Annotated in this window: 6 protein-coding genes; 1 reads left to right on the top strand and 5 read right to left on the bottom strand. The window is 70.3% G+C overall.

The window, feature by feature from the left end; genetic code table 11:
• Positions 1 to 36: 36 nt before the first annotated feature.
• Complete coding sequence (gene uvrA / locus OCS65_RS14580; protein WP_006936517.1) at positions 37 to 2,970, bottom strand: excinuclease ABC subunit UvrA; 2,934 nt, start codon at positions 2,968 to 2,970, stop codon at positions 37 to 39.
• 173 nt (positions 2,971 to 3,143) lie between these two features.
• On the opposite strand from uvrA, the gene OCS65_RS14575 reads away from it, so the two are divergent.
• Positions 3,144 to 3,833: an MBL fold metallo-hydrolase gene (locus OCS65_RS14575; RefSeq protein WP_231772803.1), complete on the top strand. Its 690-nt coding sequence runs from the start codon at positions 3,144 to 3,146 to the stop codon at positions 3,831 to 3,833.
• Positions 3,834 to 3,985: 152 nt separating this feature from the next.
• Here OCS65_RS14575 and OCS65_RS14570 read toward each other — a convergent pair whose 3' ends face one another.
• From OCS65_RS14570 to OCS65_RS14555, 4 genes are all read right to left on the bottom strand, one after another.
• A complete protein-coding gene (locus OCS65_RS14570) occupies positions 3,986 to 4,456 on the bottom strand; it encodes a transposase (RefSeq protein ID WP_202917062.1) in 471 nt (156 codons plus the stop codon).
• 248 nt (positions 4,457 to 4,704) lie between these two features.
• Positions 4,705 to 5,496 carry a hypothetical protein gene (locus tag OCS65_RS14565; protein ID WP_051359191.1) on the bottom strand — a complete coding sequence of 264 codons (792 nt, stop codon included), beginning with the start codon at positions 5,494 to 5,496 and terminating at the stop codon, positions 4,705 to 4,707.
• Positions 5,497 to 6,131: 635 nt separating this feature from the next.
• Complete coding sequence (locus OCS65_RS14560; protein WP_029543908.1) at positions 6,132 to 7,565, bottom strand: DUF1254 domain-containing protein; 1,434 nt, start codon at positions 7,563 to 7,565, stop codon at positions 6,132 to 6,134.
• 189 nt (positions 7,566 to 7,754) lie between these two features.
• On the bottom strand, positions 7,755 to 18,371 hold the full coding sequence (locus tag OCS65_RS14555) for a type I polyketide synthase (protein ID WP_231772802.1): 10,617 nt from the start codon (positions 18,369 to 18,371) through the stop codon (positions 7,755 to 7,757).
• Between the last annotated feature and the right edge of the window lie 243 nt (positions 18,372 to 18,614).

The following is an 18,614-nucleotide window of genomic DNA, read 5'->3' as shown; positions in this document are numbered from 1 at the left end:
TCCCCCTTCGCGGTCCGCGGCGCGTCGGCGCCGAGGTCAGCTCGCGGCCGCCACCTTCCGCGGCGCGCGCTTGCGCGCCGGCTTGCGGGCGGGCGCGGGCTCCTGGGCGACGGACTCGGCGAGCGCCTCGCGCAGGAACGTGCCGGTGTAGCTGCCCTCGACCGCCGCGACGTCCTCGGGCGTGCCCTGCGCGACGACGGTGCCGCCGCCGGAGCCCCCTTCGGGGCCCATGTCGATGATCCAGTCCGCCGTCTTGATCACGTCGAGATTGTGTTCGATCACGATCACCGTGTTGCCCTTGTCGACGAGCCCGTTGATCACGCCGAGCAGCTTGCGGATGTCCTCGAAGTGCAGACCGGTGGTCGGCTCGTCCAGCACGTACACGGTGCGGCCCGTCGACCGCTTCTGCAGCTCCGCGGCGAGCTTGACGCGCTGCGCCTCGCCCCCCGAGAGCGTCGGGGCCGGCTGGCCCAGGCGCACGTATCCGAGGCCGACGTCGACAAGGGTGCGCAGGTAGCGGTGGATCGAGGTGACCGGCTCGAAGAACTCGGCGGCCTCCTCGATGGGCATGTCCAGCACCTCGGCGATGGTCTTGCCCTTGTAGTGCACCTCGAGGGTCTCGCGGTTGTAGCGGGCCCCGTGGCACACCTCGCACGGCACGTACACGTCGGGCAGGAAGTTCATCTCGATCTTGAGCGTGCCGTCACCCGAGCAGGCCTCGCATCGGCCGCCCTTGACGTTGAACGAGAACCGGCCCGGCTGATAGCCGCGCACCTTCGCCTCGGTGGTCGCGGCGAACAGGGTGCGGATCTTGTCGAACACGCCCGTGTAGGTGGCCGGATTCGACCGCGGGGTACGGCCGATCGGCGACTGGTCCACCTGCACGAGCTTGTCGAGCTGGTCGAGCCCGTTGACGCGGGTGTGCCGGCCGGGCACCTGCCGCGCGCCGTTGAGCTTGTTGGCCATGACCGTCGCGAGAATGTCGTTGACCAGGGTCGACTTGCCGGATCCGGAGACACCGGTGATGGAGGTGAGCACGCCGAGCGGGAAGGCCACGTCGATGCCGCGCAGGTTGTTCTCGCGGGCGCCGACGACGGTGACCTGACGCTTGCGGTCCACCGGCCGGCGCTGCTCCGGCACCTCGATCCGCTGACGTCCGGACAGGTACGCGCCGGTGAGCGACTCGGTGCACTCGAGCAGTTCCTTGTAGGGGCCGGTGTGCACGACGCGACCGCCGTGCTCGCCGGCGTACGGCCCGATGTCGACGACCCAGTCCGACGCGCGGATGGTGTCCTCGTCGTGCTCGACGACGATCAGCGTGTTGCCGAGATCACGCAGCCGCGTGAGGGTTTCGATGAGCCGGCGGTTGTCGCGCTGGTGCAGGCCGATGGACGGCTCGTCCAGGACGTACAGGACACCGACCAGGCCCGAGCCGATCTGGGTGGCGAGGCGGATGCGCTGTGCCTCCCCGCCGGACAGGGTGCCGGCCGCGCGGGACAGGGTGAGGTATTCGAGTCCCACGTCGAGCAGGAACCCGAGACGCGCCTGGATCTCCTTGAGCACCTGCCCTGCGATGGCCTCCTCCCGCGCCCCGAGGGTCAGGGCGTTCAGGAACTCGGCGCACTCGGCGATGGACAGGTCGGAGACCTCGGCGATGGACTTGTGTCCGTGCTCGCCCGCGGCGATCGTCACCGCGAGGATCTCCGGACGCAGCCGCGCGCCCTCGCACGTGGGGCACGGGATCTCCCGCATGTACCCGTCGTAGCGTTCCTTCATCTGCTCGGACTCGGTCTGTTCGAGCCGGCGGTGCAGGAACGGCATCACGCCCTCGAACTCGGCGTAGTACGACCGTGTCCGGCCGTACCGGTTCTTGTAGCGGACGTGGACCTGTTCCGGGCTGCCCTCGAGGATGGCCTTGCGGGCCTTGGCCGGCAGCTTGTTCCACGGGGTGGACATCTCGAAGCCCATGATGTCGGCGAGCCCGGACAGCAGCCGGGTGAAGTACTCGGAGGTCTGCCCCATCGACCAGGGCGCGATCGCACCGTCCTCGAGGCTGAGTTCCGGGTCCGGCACGACGAGCTCCGGGTCGACCTCCTTGCGGATGCCGAGGCCGGTGCATTCGGGGCAGGCGCCGTACGGGGAGTTGAACGAGAAGGACCGGGGTTCGAGTTCGTCGATGGACAGGGGGTGCCCGTTCGGGCAGGCGAGCGTCTCGGAGAAGCGACGCTCGCGGTCGGCGGCGTTCTCGTCCCGGTCCACGAAGTCGAGGACGACGATGCCCTCCGCCAGGCGCAGCGCGGTCTCGATCGAATCGGTGAGCCGCTGCTTGGCGCTCGCCTTGACCGCGAGGCGGTCGACGACCACCTCGATGTCGTGTTTCTCCTGCTTCTTCAGCTTCGGCGGATCGGTGAGGGGATAGACCACTCCGTCGACCCGCACGCGGGCGTACCCCTGCACGGTCAGCTGCTCGAACAGGTCGACGAATTCCCCCTTGCGGGTGCGCACGACCGGGGCGAGCACCTGGAACCGGGTGCCCTGCTCCATGTCGAGGACCTGGTCGACGATCTGCTGCGGCGTCTGCCGGGCGATCTGCTCCCCGCACTGCGGGCAGTGCGCCGTGCCTGCGCGGGCGTAGAGCAGGCGCAGATAGTCGTAGACCTCGGTGATGGTGCCCACCGTCGAGCGCGGGTTCCGGTTGGTGGACTTCTGGTCGATGGACACCGCCGGCGACAGGCCCTCGATGAAGTCGACGTCGGGTTTGTCCATCTGGCCGAGGAACTGGCGTGCGTAGGCGGACAGCGACTCGACGTAACGGCGCTGCCCCTCGGCGAAGATCGTGTCGAACGCCAGGCTCGACTTGCCCGACCCGGACAGGCCGGTGAAGACGATCAGGCTGTCACGCGGCAGGTCCAGGTCGATCCCCCGCAGGTTGTGCTCCCGCGCGCCACGCACGATCAGGCGATCCGCCACGCCACGTCCCTCCTCGTCGGATCCCCTGGACGGTCGGATCCGGTCGCATCTCGATTCACCGACGTCACGTCGCGCAACTCGGCCCTGGACCATGGTAGGCGCGCCCACCGACACGTTCCGGTTCCCGACCGCCGCGCACGCGGGCGACGGGCCTCGGCGGTAACGTGCCTCACATGTCGCAGCAGCCCTTGGTCATCGACGACGACTACACCGGCGAGGTCACCCCCGGCGGTCCCGCGCAGCGCCGCACCGTGCCCGGCGCGACCATCGTCAAGCTGTCCGTCGGACCCATGGACAACAACACGTACCTGGTCACGGATTCCGCCACCGGCAGATCTGTGTTCCTCGATGCAGCGAACGAGCCGGAGTTGCTGACCCGGTTCCTCGCCGAGCACGCCCCGAAACTCGAGCTGATCGTCACGACCCACCAGCACTGGGACCACTGGCAGGGCCTCGAGGCGGTCGCGGCGTCGACCGGGGTTCCCACGGCGGCGCACCCGCTCGACGCCGAGCAGCTCCCGGTCACGCCCGATCGGTTGCTCATGGAAGGCGACACCGTCGCCGTCGGCGAGCTCGGTCTCGAGGTGATCCACCTGTCCGGGCACACCCCCGGCTCGATCGCGCTGGTCCTCACCGAGGCCGGCACCGGACGGCACCACATCTTCACCGGTGACTCCCTCTTCCCCGGCGGCCTGGGCAAGACCGCGGACTCCGAGAAGTTCACCTCGCTGTACGACGACGTCGACACCAAGCTCTTCGGCCGCTTCGGTGACGACACGGTGATCTACCCCGGCCACGGCAAGGACACCACCCTGGGCGCCGAGCGTCCGCATCTCCAGGAGTGGCGCGAGCGCGGTTGGTGAGGGACGCGACCGCCCGCGGCCTCGCGTCCGCGATCGCTGCATCGAGCAGCCGGGACGCGCCCTGGGCCATCGTCGACAGATTCGCCCACGCCAACCGCCGCGCTCACGTCGTCCCCCAATCCCGGAAGTCCGACGCGGCCGCCACCTGCACCTCACCCAGTGCGTCCAGGTCCGCCAACGTCCAGGCGACAGCGAGTGCACATAGATTGCGGAAGAAGACCGCCCAGAACTGGGCATTTCGGGCTCTTCCGGACTTGGAGTGCATCGATCGCGTGGGTGAGGTTGCCGCAGTGCAGCAACGACCGGATCCGATAATGGAGAAGGTTGCGGAATCCGAGAGCGTGCCGACGTAGCCCTTCGAGCCGGCCGTTGATCGCCTCGGTCGGCCCGTTCGAGGCCCGGTACTCAAAGTACGCCAGCACATCGGCCCTGCGCCGATGCAGCGTGCGCCCGAGCTGAGCGAGTTCATCGAGACCGTCCGGGAGACCGGAGCGGATCGTGTCGATCACCCGGGTCAGTTCCGTCCTGCCACGCCGACGGTCGTGGTCGGCGTAGGCGTCGATGACGTCCTGGTAGACCCGCCACGTGACCGCGAACGGCCGGTGCCGATCGTCGACGACCACGCCTCGAGACGTCGGCGTTTCCGGTCGCTGAGCAACTCCTGCCGGGTGCGGGCGGTGCGGCGGACGCCGTAGAGCGGATCCCCCGATCGGCCCCGGTGCCCGCGGGTGTGCTGCTGGATGCGCTGTCGACACAGATCCAGCTTGGCGCTGGCCAGGGCGACGATGGGGAATGGTCCCTCACCGCCGGCCGTTGCCGCCAAACTCCCCCTTTCGTCGCTCGAAACCCCGCGGCCACCGCGTCTTCGCCTTCAGCGTGCCCAGTACTGCAGCATCGGTTCGTCGGCCAGTTGCGTACCTCCTCGGGTGATGATGAGTGCGTCCCGGTCGATCCAGTACTGCACGCCGTCGTTTGTCACGACGTACCCGAGTTCGGTGCGGACCGGATCGTCGATCTCGATGGGGGCCCCGTCGCTGAGCCGTACCCCCTTGTAGTACAGCCGACCGACCCCGGTCTCGCAGATGACGACCAGCGACTGCGGGGTACGACCGATGAGTACCGCCAGGTTGGTGTAGTTGCAGCGTCCCCCCGGAACACCGATGAATCCCTGCGCGTCGGTACCGGGAACAGTCGGCAGTTGTGCCGCCGTGCGGGGTGCGCTGACCGTCGAGGAGGGAACGGGGTTGGTCATGCGCGGTGTGGAGGATGGGCCGGTCGGCAATAGCTCAATGATGTTTACGGTGAACTTCGGCACGGTGGTGCGGCCCCCGATCTGGGTGTCGTAAGAGTACGACCCGTCCACCTCGACGTACATCTTGACGATGTCGTCCTCGACCACGTTGGCCACCAACGCGGATTGGTCGGCCTCGAGGGCGGTGTTCTGGTCGTAGTCGTACGGGCTGTCCTGCAGGACGGCGGCGGTGTCGGCTCGGAAGCGGTCGGTGCCGGTGGCTGAGTCGAACTGGGTCACCCGGCCGTAGACGACGATCTTCCGTCCCCTAAAAGCATCCGGGTCTTTCACCAGCAGAGCAAAGTCCCGCTCCGAGATTTCCTGATAGGAGACCGGATCGAGCTTGGCGGGGTCCTCCGGCTGTGTGGTCATCGCGCCGCCATCCACGACTGAGGATCGGCTGGAGCTCAAGGTGGAGTCACCTCCACTGCACGACTGGACGCTGAGGATGAAAACCACAAGGCATGCCAGCACAGCCCAAGGCCATTTCGACTTCTTCCGCTTCCCCGGCTGCGAAGGCGGGGCCTGAAAGGCTCCGTAACCTGGCACAGTTCCAGGATTACCGGGATAGCCGTAAGGCTGTTGAGGGTACCCATAGCCTTGCGATGCCGTCCCATACGGCTGTTGCGCCCCTGTAGGTGGCTGGTCGGGATGAGGGTATGGGGGCGGCTGTGTCATGCCTTCGTCCATTCGGTGGAGGCCTGCCCTCGTATTGGAGCGGACCAAGTGGTTCGCTAGGACTATCACGAAGTGACACCGGCCGTTACAGGACCATTCCTGGGAGTCGTCCCCGGGAGCCGTCTCGCCGACGCCGTAAACGTCCAGGCTGCAAGCGGATGGGCTATCAGGGAAGAGGGTTGCGAAGGGCGGTACTCGCGCGTCCAGCGGTCAGAATGAGGCGTCCCACTTTCCGATGCTGACCTGGCATTCCTCGGCCGCAGGCTCCTCAGTGAAGGACATCACCTTCCCGATATGCTCACGGAGCACCTCAAGCACCTCGGCTAGGGTTACCCGACCGGTTCGATGTCCGGGAGCCTCCAGGTCTTGTCGAACCATGGTTCCAGCGGCCCATAGAGGCGGAACATCGCGAACCAGCCCTTGCCGGGCAGGGTCTGGACCCAGCTGTGGCCCTCGGCGGGCGGTTCGGGTCCGAAACAGACGTCGACGGAGCCGTCCTCATTGGTGGTCACGTCCGCGTCCTGGCTGGTCACCGACGGCCACTGCTGATCGGTCTGCAGCATCGAACGGGTCTGGGTGTCGTAGACCAGGATCGACCAGAAGTTGTTCACCGGTACGTTCGGGGGCACGTGCAGCCGGTAGGTGCGGCCGCCGTCGAACGGCGCGCCGGTGGCATCGACGAAGACGTTGGCGTACTGCGACCCGGTCCCGACCATCTTCTGATCCCATGCCGGGCTTGTGCTGCCGTACACGAAGTAGAGCTGGGCGGCGGAATCGAGCAGCAGAACCCCGTCTTCCGTGCAGGAGTAGCCGCCGAGGAAGCCGGAGCGCCATGCGCTGCCGGGGTAGAAATACGCCCCCTGCTGACGGAACCGGTAGGTCAGGGCACGAGCAGTCGCGTCCCCGACCATGGCCGCTTCGGCGAGGATCGCGCGCATCCGCTCGTCGGGGTCGAACGGCCTGTCCTGCCGGATCCCGACCGACGCGAACATCCCCAGGGTGAGCGGGTCGGCCGACTCCGGCGGCTCGGACTGCACCACCTCGTCGAGAAGCTCCCAGAAGCGGTGGTCGGCCGGGGCGACCGCGCACATCGGCTCGGGCGAGACGTTGACGAATCGCGTCGGGGACGGGTCGTCGGCTTGGGCGATCGGGTAGATCCGGGTGCGGTTCTTGATCATCTCCACCGCCGGCTGCGGGTCGCCGCGCTCGTCCCGGAAGCCCCGCCAGCCCACCCAGACGCCGTAGGTGCGCGACCGCACCACGAAATCGCCGTCCGGGGCCTCGCCGTCGTAGCCCGGGGGCACGAACAGGAAGCGGCCGCCCTGGCCCTGGTCGGGTCCTGTGATGCCGACGTCGATCACCCACCGGCACCAGGAGTCGATCGCGGCGCCGTACACCTTCGGGGGCACCTCGACGACGACGGGCCCGTCGTGCAGGTCGAGCCAGGCGTAGTTGTACGAGGTGCTCGTGTTGTACACCAGCCCAATGAAGCGCGGGTGGACCAGGTCCTCCCACATCACCAGCGTGGAGTTCGCCGGCCCCCACTGCACCAGCGCCCGGCGCATCGCCGCCACGGCCACCGGGGCCAGCCCCAGCAGGTACGCCTGCACCGCCCGCTGGAAGTCCAGGTTGTCGAACAGCGTCCGGGTCGTCGCATCGTCGGGGAACCCGTCGAAGAACCGCAACGTGCCCAACCGGGTCCGGACCTCGCCCGGCACCTCGATACCGGGCGGAATCGGCGTGGTGTTCGCATGTGATGTCATCTCGCTGTCCTCCTGTGTCGCATGCCCTTACCGCACCCCTCCGCCGCAGACCGGACCGTGTGCTTCACCCGCCGGGCCGACGTGGACGCCTCGTTCGGGCTTGTGCACCCGGCTTCATCCGAGAAGCGGGTACCGGAGCGCCGGTCCCGACCCCGACGCTGTGCGCGCAACGCTCGGCACCTCTTCGGTTCACAGACCGCGATCGATCATGTCGAGGATCTCCTCGCTGGTCGCGGCACGAATCCTGCCGACGGGATCGGCATGGGTATCGTCGGCCGCAGCAACTTCGGCCAGCAGGTTCCCCAACCGCTGCGCGATCGCCGACCGCGCCGCGCTGTCTTCGCCGAGCTCGGCGATGGTCGCCCGAAGCCGGTCGACATCGGCGAGGGCAACCGACACCGGGTCCGGAATGAGTTCGGCTCGCAGAAACTCGGCGACGGCACGCGGGCTCGGGTGGTCGAACACCATGGTCGGCGGCAACCGCAGCCCGGTGACGGCACCGAGATGGTTGCGGAGCGCAACAGCCGCCAGCGAGTCGAAGCCGAGTTCCTTGAACGCCTGGTCCGGGTCGACCGAGTCCGAGGCGTCGTAGCCGAGTACGGCGGCGGCGCCGGCCCGTACCAGGTCGAGCATCAGGTGTCGCTGTTCGGGAATCGACCGGTCGGCGAGGCGCTGCGCCCACTCCGCCGGCCCGGACGCCGTCGATCCGGTCCCGACCGGATCCGACCCCGCGGCGCGCGGGCGCGATTCCCGGATCAGACCACGCATCGGGGCCGGAACGTGGGGGGCGGCCGAACCGGAGGGGTCGAACCGAGCGGCCGCCACAGCGGGGGCACCGGCGGTCAACGCGCTGTCGAAGAGCGCCAGCCCGTCGGCAGCGGTCATCGGTACCAATCCGCTGCGGCGTGCCCGGACGAGATCGATCGCACCGAGGTTGTCGGTCATGGCGCTCGGTGGTGCCCACATCCCCCACGCGATCGAGAGGGCGGGCCGCCCGAGGGCGCGGCGGTGATGGGCGAGAGCGTCGAGAAACATGTTCGCGGCCGCGTAGTTCGCCTGCCCGGGGGCTCCCAGGATGCCGGCGAGCGACGAGAACATGACGAAGGCTCGCACGTCGCATTTCGCGGTCAGCCGGTGCAGGTGCCAGGCTGCGTCCACCTTCGGCCGCAGCACCGCGTCGAGACGTTCGGGGGTGAGCGACGCCAGGGTGCCGTCGTCGAGCACTCCGGCCGCGTGGATCACCGCCGTCAGTGGGTGCTCGGACGGTATCCGGGCCAGTAATCCGGCGACTGCCGACTCGTCGGAGGTGTCGCAGGCGACGATGCTCACCTCGGCCCCCATGCCGCCGAGTTCGCGGCGCAGCCGGCCGCAGCCCTCGGCGTCGGGTCCGCGGCGGCTGGTCAACACCAGATTCCGGGCCCCGTGCTCGGTCACCAGGTGGCGCGCCACCAACGATCCGACCGTGCCGGTGCCGCCGGTGACGAGAACGGTGCCGCGGGGATCGAGGGGCGATCCCGACTCGTCGACGGCGCGCATACGCCGCAACCGAGGCGCATACAGGAGGTTGTGCCGGGCCGCCAATTGCGGTTCCCCGCTTGCCGATGCCGAGGTGAGCACGGCCTCGGCGTCCGACTCGTCGTCGAGGTCGATCAGCAGGAACCGGCCCGGGTTCTCGTTCTGCGCGGAGCCCACGAGGCCCCACACCGCCGCGGCCGCGAGGTCGGCGCGAGCGTCCCGGTCCTGCCCGTCGTCGGTGACCATCGCGTTGCGGGTGACGATCACCAGCGGGCTGTCGGCGACAGCGTCCTCGTCCAGCCACTCCTGCAGCAGCCGCAGCACCCGCGCGCACAGTTCGTGGGTCGCGTCCGGACCGTGCTCGCCCTCGGTGCGGCACCCGACCAGCACCGTCCACGGACGCCGATCGTCGTCGCCCGGCCCGCACTCCATCGCGGTGCGCAGGGCCCCCACGTCGGGATAGCGCGGCAGCGCCGCGCCGAGGCCCCGGTCACCCGCCCCCTCGGCACCGAGGACCGCCACCGGACCGCGGGGCCGCTCGGATGAGGCACCCTCCACCCGAACCCAGGTCAGCCGGTGCAGTCGCCGGGGCGCCGCACGGGCTGCCCCGTCCGCGGCGACCGCCCTCGGCACCACCCGCAGCGCATCGACCGTCAGCACCGGTCCCCCTCCGGGGCCGGTGGTGACGACGCGATACCGGCCGTCCTCGCTCGGCGCGAACCGCACCGACACCGCCTCCGCACCGACGGTGTGCAGCCGGATTCCCGACCAGGTCAGCGGCCAGCCGTCCCGCCCGAGAACCGGCTCGAGCGCCGCGTGCAGCAGCTGCGGATGGATACCGAAACCGCTGGTGTCGGTGCCTTCGTCGAGGTGCACTTCGGCCTCGGCGTCGCCCGGGACGCGCGGCGGTGCCCCGGCGACGACGTCGTCGATCGTCGCCGAGGCGTTCGGAATCCAGGTGTCCGCGCCGTCGGTCTCCCCCGGGTTCGACGAGATGGTGACGGTGCGAGTGTCGGGGTTGCCGGCCGGCGACACGAGCACCCGAATCGATGCCGTCCCCGACGACGGGAGGATCAGCGGGCGGTGCAGGGTGAGTTCGTCGATGTGGTCGAGACCGGCTCGTCGGGCGACATGCAAGGTGAGTTCGACCAACACCGCCGGTGACACCGTCCGCGGGCCATCGGTCGACGGCGGGTCGCCGTCGTCGGCGGGCGGTGCCACGAGCCAGGTATCCCGCTCGAGCGAGAGCTGTCCGGTGTACAACGTCGCGTCGTCGTCGAGTGTCACCGCGGCGCCGAGCAGCGGATGATCCGCCGGGCTCAGCCCCAACTCCGTCGGATCGCCGGGATTTCGCGCAGGCGCCGACGGCCAGAAGGAACGACGCTGGAATGCGTAGGTGGGCAGGTCCACCCGGCGACGACCGGGCAGCACCCGATCCCAGTCGATCGTGATGCCCTGCACGTAGGCGGCGGCGACCGCTTCGATGATCTCGTGGGTCTCGTCTCCGTGTCCGGGCAGTGTCGCGATCGCGTTCGGGACGATCTCGGCCGCGTGTGTGGCCAGGGCCGCGCCGGGACCGACTTCGACACAACGGGTGACGCCGAGTTCGTCGAGGGCGCGAATGCCGTCGTGGAATCGCACCGGTTGCCGGATGTGCCGGGTCCAGTAGTCCGCCGACCCGAGTTCGTCGACGGTCGCGAGGCGCCCGGTGACGTTGGAGACGACCGGCATCTTCGGCGACTGTGGGGTCAGGTTCGACACGACGGTGGCGAATTGCCCGAGGATGGGTTCCATCAGGGTGGAATGGAAGGCCCGCTCGACCCGCAGGCTCGTGGTCGTCATGCCGGCCGCGGACAGTTCGGAGGCGACCGCGTGCACGTCGCGTTCGCCGCCCGCGAGGACCACCGATTCGGCGCCGTTGACCGCCGCGAGATCGACCCGGCCATCGATTCGCGTCACGACATCTCCCGCGCGTGCGCGCACGGCGATCATCCGGCCCGGTTCGGTCGACTGCATCAACCGTCCGCGCTCCCCCACCAGGGCGGCGGCATCGGGCAGGCTGAACACCCCCGCGACGTGTGCGGCGGTGATCTCTCCGATCGAATGGCCGATCAGATAGTCGGGGGTGATGCCCCACTCCCACAGCAGCCGGCAGAGCGCGACCTCGACCGCGAACAGCGCCGGTTGGGTGTATTCGGTGCTGTCGAGTTTCGCGGCACCCCCCTCGGTGTCACCCCAGATCACCTGCCGCAGCGGAATTTCCCTGTGCGCGTCGAATGCGGAACACACGTCGTCCAGGGCCGCCGCGAACACCGGGTAGGCATCGTAGAGGCCGCGCCCCATCCCGATCCGTTGCGCACCCTGGCCGGTGAACATGAAGGCCGTCTTGCCGCGGGTGCTCGTCCCGGCGACAACGTTGCCGCCCGGTCGCCCCGCGACGATGCGGGCCAGGCCCTCGCGTAGGTCGGCCCGGGTTTCGCCGATCACCGCGGCGCGGTGGGAGAAGCCGGATCGGGTGGTTGCCAGAGAGTATGCGAGGTCGGCGAGATCCGGAGCGTCGTCCCCGCTCTGCGAGACGAACTCGTCACTGTCGAGGAACTCGGCCAACCGGGCGGCCTGCGCACGCAGCGCATCACCGGTCTTTCCGGAGATCACCCAGATGAGCGGCGTTGCGGATCGGGGCGCCACCTCGGTCGGTGCGGCGCCGGGTGGCTGCTCGAGGATCACGTGCGCGTTCGTGCCGCTGATGCCGAACGACGAGACCCCCGCGCGACGGGGCCGTCCGGTGTCCGGCCACGCCACCGGTTCGGCGAGCAGGGAGACCTCGCCGGCGGGCCAATCGACGTGCCGGGTCGGGGCGTCGCTGTGCAGGCTCGGCGGCAGCACCCCGTGCCTCATCGCCATCACCATCTTGATCACGCCGGCCACCCCCGCCGCCGCCTGGGCATGGCCGATGTTCGACTTGACCGAGCCGAGCCACAACGGTTGCCCCGCCCGACCGTGCCCGTAGGCGGCCAGCAGCGCCTGCGCCTCGATGGGGTCACCGAGCGTCGTGCCGGTGCCGTGTGCCTCCACGGCGTCGATGTCGGCGGGGCCGAGCGCGGCGTCGGCGAGTGCCCGGCGGATCACCCGCTCCTGGGACGGCCCGTTCGGGGCGGTCAATCCGTTGGAGGCCCCGTCCTGGTTGACCGCCGATCCGCGGACGATCGCCAGTACCCGGTGGCCGTTGCGCCGGGCGTCGCCGAGTCGCTCCAGCACCACCATTCCCGCGCCCTCGGCGAGCCCGGTGCCGTCTGCCCGGTCGGAGAACGGCTTGCACCGTCCGTCCGGGGCGAGCCCCCGCTGGCGGCTGAACTCGATCAGCACGCCGGGAGTGGCCATCACCGTCGCCCCGCCGGCCAGCGCGAGCGCGCATTCGCCGTCGCGCAGCGCCCGCGCCGCGAGATGCACGGCCACCAGCGACGACGAGCAGGCGGTGTCGACGGTGACTGCGGGACCGGTGAAGCCGAGGGTGTAGGAGATCCGGCCGGACGCCACGCTGTTGCTGGTCCCGGTCATCAGATAGCCCTCGGCGTCGACAGTGCGCTGAGTCATCAGAGAGAACCCGTAGTCGCCCCCCATCAGCCCGACGTACACCCCGGTGTCGGTGAGTCCGGGCGAATTCGGTGGGATCCCGGACTGTTCCAACGCTTCCCAGGCGCTCTCCAGGAGCAGCCGGTGCTGCGGGTCCATCGCGATCGCCTCGCGCGGGCTGATGCCGAAGAACGCGGCGTCGAATTCGTCGGCGTCGTAGAGGAATCCGCCTTCGCTCATGTACGTCGTGCCGCTGCGGTCGGGGTCGGGGTGGTAGACGTCGTCGAGATTCCAGCCTCGGTTGCGGGGGTAGGGCCCCACGGCGTCGTTGCCGTCGCGGACGAGTCGCCACAGGTCGTCCGGGCAGTACACCCTGCCCGGGTACCTGCAGGCCATCCCTACGATCGCGATCAGCTCGTCGTCCCCGCGAGTCCGCGTCGGTCGGGTCGGCTGCGGAGCCGCAGCGCTGCCGATCAGCCGAGCCTCGAGCTCCCGGGTGAGCGCCTCCGCGGTCGGATGATCGAACACCACCGTCGCGGGCAGCGTGACGCCGGTGGCGGTGGCGAGCTGATTGCGCAGTTGCACGGCGGTCAGCGAGTCGAAGCCGAGTTGCTTGAAAGCCCGTTCCGGGTCGATCGCTTCTTTTCCGTCGTGGCCGAGCACGGCGGCCACATGGGTGGTGACGAGGTCCAGCAGCCGGCTGTGACGCTCTCCGGGATTCAGCGCCCGCAACTCCTCGGCGAGGCCGGTGGGCGGCTCGGCGGCAGCGGCGCGACGATGACGGCTACCGAGGACCCGGCGCAAGATGGGCGGGATCGACTCACCGTCGACCCGAGCGGAACGCGTCGCGAGCCGTATCGGCACGACCAGCGGACTGTTCACGGCAAGCGCCGCGTCGAACAGGGTCAGCCCCGACTCCGGGCTGATGGTGTCGATGCCGGTGCGCCGCAACCGGTCGAGGTCGGCCGCGCCGAGATGGGACGTCATCCCGCTGGGGCGGGCCCACAACCCCCAGGCCATGGCGATCGCCGGCAGCCCGCGGACGCGGCGGTGCTGCGCGAGTGCGTCCAGGAACACATTCGCCGCCGCGTAGTTTGCCTGGCCGGCGCCGCCGAGCACACCCGCCGCGGAGGAGAAGAGCACGAACGCCGACAGCTCGCGGTCGCGCGTGAGTTCGTGCAGATGCCAGGCACCGTCCGCCTTGGGCCGGAGGACGGCGTGCAGCTGGTCCTGCGTCAAGGTGGCGGCGGTGGCATCGTCGAGCACCCCGGCGGCGTGGATCACGCCCGACAGGTCGGGAATGGCGGCCAGCAGAGCGGCCACCGCTGCCCGATCGGCCACGTCGCAGGCGGCGACGCTAACCTCGGCCCCCGACTCGGTGAAATCGGCGCGCAGTGCGGCCGCACTCTCGGCGTCGAGCATGTGTCGGCCGGTCAGCACCAGCCGCCGCACGCCGTATCGCGCTACGAGGTGGCGGGCGATCAGTCTGCCGATGGTTCCTGTGCCACCGGTGATCACGACCGTGCCGCCCGGGCCGAAGGGCGGCGGGCCCGATTCGGGTGCGGCGTCGGGCGGCGTCACCGCGGCGAGCATGGGCGCCAGGAGTACACCGTCGCGGATCGCCAGCTGAGGTTCGTTGCAGGCCAACGCCGTTGCCAGCACCTCAGGACGGGCGAGGGCAGGGGCCGCCGCGTCCAGGTCCACCAGGGTGATGCGGTTCGGATGCTCGTGTTGCACCGCACCGAGCAGCCCCCACGCGGGCGCGGCAGACACGTCGATCGGGTCGTCGTCGCGGACCGCCACCGCGAGCCTGGTCGTCACCAGCAGGCGGGTCTCGGCCAGGTGATCCGCGCGGAGCCAGGACTGGACCGCCCGCAACGTCGCCTCCGCGGCGGCGTGCACCCGGGTCGGCATGTCCGGCCCGTCGCCCGGTTCGCAAGCCAGCCACAGCACGCGACCTGCGTGATCACCGCCGGTGAGCGCCTCCTCGAGCGGCACCAGGTCGGCCGAAGCGGTGGTGGCGGCACCGACGGGCATCCACGCCACTCGGTAGAGGCTGTCGCCGGTCCCGGCGGCCGGTACGCGCGTATCCCCGAGCGGCCTCAGCGCCAACGAATCGGCGGTCAACACCGGTTTACCGGCCGCGTCGTACGCGGATATCCGGTAGCGGTCGGGCCCGATCGGGGTGATGTGCACGCGCAGGGCGGTTGCGCCCACCGCGTGCAGCTGCACTGTGCCCCAGGCGAACGGCAGCCGGAGGTCGCGTGCACCGGTCGCGGCGGTTCCGAGCGCGATCAGGTGCAGCGCCGCGTCGAGCACCGCCGGGTGGATCCCGTATCCCGCGACCGCCGCAGCCGGGTCCTCGCCGTTCAGCCGCACTTCGCCGTACAGGTCGTCACCGCGGCGCCACGCCGCCCGGAGTCCTCGAAAGCTCGGGCCGTACCCGTAGCCGGCCTCGTCGAGCAGTCCGTAGAGCCCTCCGATGTCGATCGGCGTGACGTCGGCGGGCGGCCACCGGTGTTCGGCGAGGTCGGTGGTCTCCGAGCCCGGGGTGAGGGTGCCGGTGGCGTGCCGGGTCCACGGAGTCTGCTGTGCGGCATCCACCGGCCGCGAGTGCACCGACACCGTGGCTCGGCCGGTGTCGCCGTCCGCGAGCACGCTCACCTGTAGGGCGACGTCCCCCTCGGCGGGAATCCTGGCGGGTGCCTCGAGGGCGAGTTCGTCGAGCCGGCCGAACCCGACGCGGTTCCCCGCGTGCAGGGCGAGCTCCACGAACGCCGTGCCGGGCAGGATGACGGTGCCGCTGACCGCATGGTCGCTCAGCCACGGAAGACGTCGCGGCGACAGCACGCCCGTGAACACCACGCCCCGGCCGTCACCGAGTTCGACCGACGCGGCAAGCATCGGGTGTCCACCCGTGTCCATGCCCGCCGACGTGACATCACCCTGCGGCGCGGGACTGTCCAGCCAGTAGCGGCGGTGCTGGAAGGCATACGTCGGCAGGTCCACCCACGGCCGCCCACCGTCGCGCCGAGCCCACCCGACCCGGTCCCACTCGATGTGCGCCCCGGACACGTGTGCCTCGGCGAGGGCGGTGGTGAACTGGCGTAGGCCTGCCCGGTCGCGCCGGAGGGTGCCGAGGGCGCGACCCGCGATGCCGGCCGCGTCCAGGGTCTCCTGCAGCGGCACGGTCAGGACCGGATGGCTCCCCGACTCGACGAACAGCCGATACCCGTCGCGGGCCAGAGATCTCGTCGCGTCCTCGAAGCGCACCGGCCGGCGCAGGTTCCGGTACCAGTAGTCGGCGTCGAGTGCGGTGCCGTCCATCATGTCCCCGCTCACCGTCGAGTAGAACGGGATCCGCGAACGCTGCGGGGTGATCGGGGCGAGAGCGTCGAGAATGGGCCTGCGCAGCACCGAGACGTCCGCGCAGTGGGAGGCGTAGTCGACGGTGATGCGCCGGGCCTGGACACCGTCGGCCTGCCACCGCGCGACCAGTACCTCGAGGGCGTCGCCGGGGCCGGACACGACCGTGGCGGCCGGACCGTTGATCGCCGCCACCTCGACGGTCCCGGCCCAGGGTTCGATCTGCTGCCGCACCGCGTCCGCCGGCAGACCCACCGACGCCATGCCACCGCCGCGCCGGGCCGATTCCGTGATCACCCGGCTGCGGGCCGCGACGACGAGCGCCGCGTCGGGCAGGGTCAGCGCGCCGGCGACGTGGGCGGCGGCGATCTCGCCCTGCGAGTGCCCGACCACGGCCGCCGGTTCGACGCCGTGTGCGTGCCACAGCCGCGCAAGACCGACCATCACCGCGAACAGCGCGGGTTGCACGACGTCGGCCCGGTCCAGGGCCGCCGGATCGCGGTCGCGGAGCACGTCGAGCAGCGCGAACCCGGTGTGCGGGGCCAGGGCGTCGGCGCACTCGCGCAGGCTGTCGGCGAACACCGGGGAGGACTCCAGCAGTTCGGTGGCCATGCCCACCCACTGCGCGCCCTGCCCGGGAAAGACGAACACCGGCCGGTCGCCCGCCTCGACCGCCACGCCGGTGATCACACCGGGGTCGGGGGCGCCTCGGCCGAGCGCGTCGAGACCGGACAGCAGGGCCGTCCGGTCGGTACCGAGCACGGCGGCACGGTGGTCGAAGGTCGCGCGGGAGGTCAGCAGCGGGCCGGCCACCTGGGCGGGTGTCAGCTCGGGGTGGTCGGCGACGTAGTCCCCCAGCCTGTGGGCCTGCGCGCGCAGCGCCGGTTCGGTGTGGCCCGACACGAACCAGGCCACGACGTCGTCCGATCCGTCGATCCCGTCGGTGGGCGCAGCGTCCGGCGGTGGGGTCGGCCGCTCCAGCACGACGTGGGCGTTCGTGCCGCTGATGCCGAACGAGGAGACCGCCGCCCGGCGGGGCCGGTCGGTCGCCGGCCATTCCCGGTTCTCGGTGAGCAGGGACACCGATCCGGCGGACCAGTCGACGTGGGGGGTGGGGCGGTCGACGTGCAGCGTTCTCGGCAGCACACCGTGCCGCATCGCCATGATCATCTTGATCACTCCGGCCACTCCGGCGGCTGCCTGGGTGTGCCCGAGGTTCGACTTCACCGAGCCGAGCCACAACGGCCGGTCGGGGGGCCGATCGCGGCCATAGCCGGCCAGCAGGGCGGACGCCTCGATGGGATCGCCCAGCGTGGTGCCGGTGCCGTGGGCTTCGACCGCGTCGACGTCGGCCGGGCCGAGTCCGGCGTCGGTCAGGGCCTGCCGGATCACCCGTTCCTGGGCCTGCTTGCTCGGGGCGGTCAGGCCGTTGCTGGCGCCGTCCTGGTTCACCGCGCTGCCGCGGACGACGGCGAGGATCCGGCGGTCGTTGCGCTCGGCGTCGGACAGGCGTTCCAGCGCGAGGATCGCGGCGCCTTCGCCCCACGCCGTACCGTCGGCCGCGGCGGAGAACGCCTTACAGCGCCCGTCGTGGGCCAGTCCACGCTGCCGGCTGAACTCGACGAACACCGCGGGCGTCGACATGACGGTCGCCCCGCCGGCCAGGGCGAGTTCGCACTCGCCGTTGCGCAGTGCCTGCATGGCGAGGTGGACGGACACCAGGGACGACGAGCATGCCGTGTCGACGGTGATCGCGGGTCCGTTCAGTCCGAAGCTGTATGCGACACGGCCGGAGGCGACACTCATCGCGGTGCCGGTGATGAAGTAGCCCGCGAGTTCCTCGGGCGGGGCGCCGCCCGCCCGTGCCGAGTAGTCGATTCCGGACAGACCGGTGAAGACGCCGATCTGCCTGCCGTGCACGGACCGCGGATCGATGCCGGCGTGCTCGAAGGTCTCCCAGCTCGTCTCGAGCAGGAGTCGCTGCTGCGGGTCCATCGCCAGTGCTTCGCGAGGCGAGATTCCGAAGACCTCCGGGTCGAAACCCGCTGCATCGTCGAGAAAGCTACCTTGCACCGTGTACGTCCTGCCGGCCTGCCGGCCCGTCGGATCGTAGAGATCCGCCGCTTCCCAACCCCGGTCCGTGGGGAACCCGGAGACGGTCTCCGAACCGGATTCCACCAGGTGCCACAGATCCTGTGGGGAGCGGACGCCGCCGGGGAACCGGCACCCCATCCCGACGACGGCGATCGGTTCGCGACTCACCCCCTCGACCTCGCGAAGCTTCTCCCGGGCCTGATAGAGCTCTGCGGTCACCCGTTTCAGATAGTCGAGGAGTTTCGCGTCATCGGCCATAATCGAGCTCCAATCCGAGAGCCGTCGTGCCAGCGCCGAGAACTCGATGGTATCCGCCGCCCCCACCCGGACACAGCGATCTGCTCGTGCGATCGTGACCGGTGCGTCGTGCGAGACGACTGTGGGCACGCCACGGACGAATACCTTCCGGAGCGCTCGGCGACCTCCGAGGCCTTCCGATCGAGTTGCTCGTCGGGCTCCTGCCGTGCACTGAACACGTAACCCGGCCGACACGTATCCGCA

It is taken from the genome of Rhodococcus aetherivorans, assembly GCF_025722975.1.
Lineage (GTDB): Bacteria > Actinomycetota > Actinomycetes > Mycobacteriales > Mycobacteriaceae > Rhodococcus > Rhodococcus aetherivorans.
The sequence above is the reverse complement of the archived record's forward strand: the minus strand, read 5'-3'. Positions and strand labels throughout refer to the sequence as shown.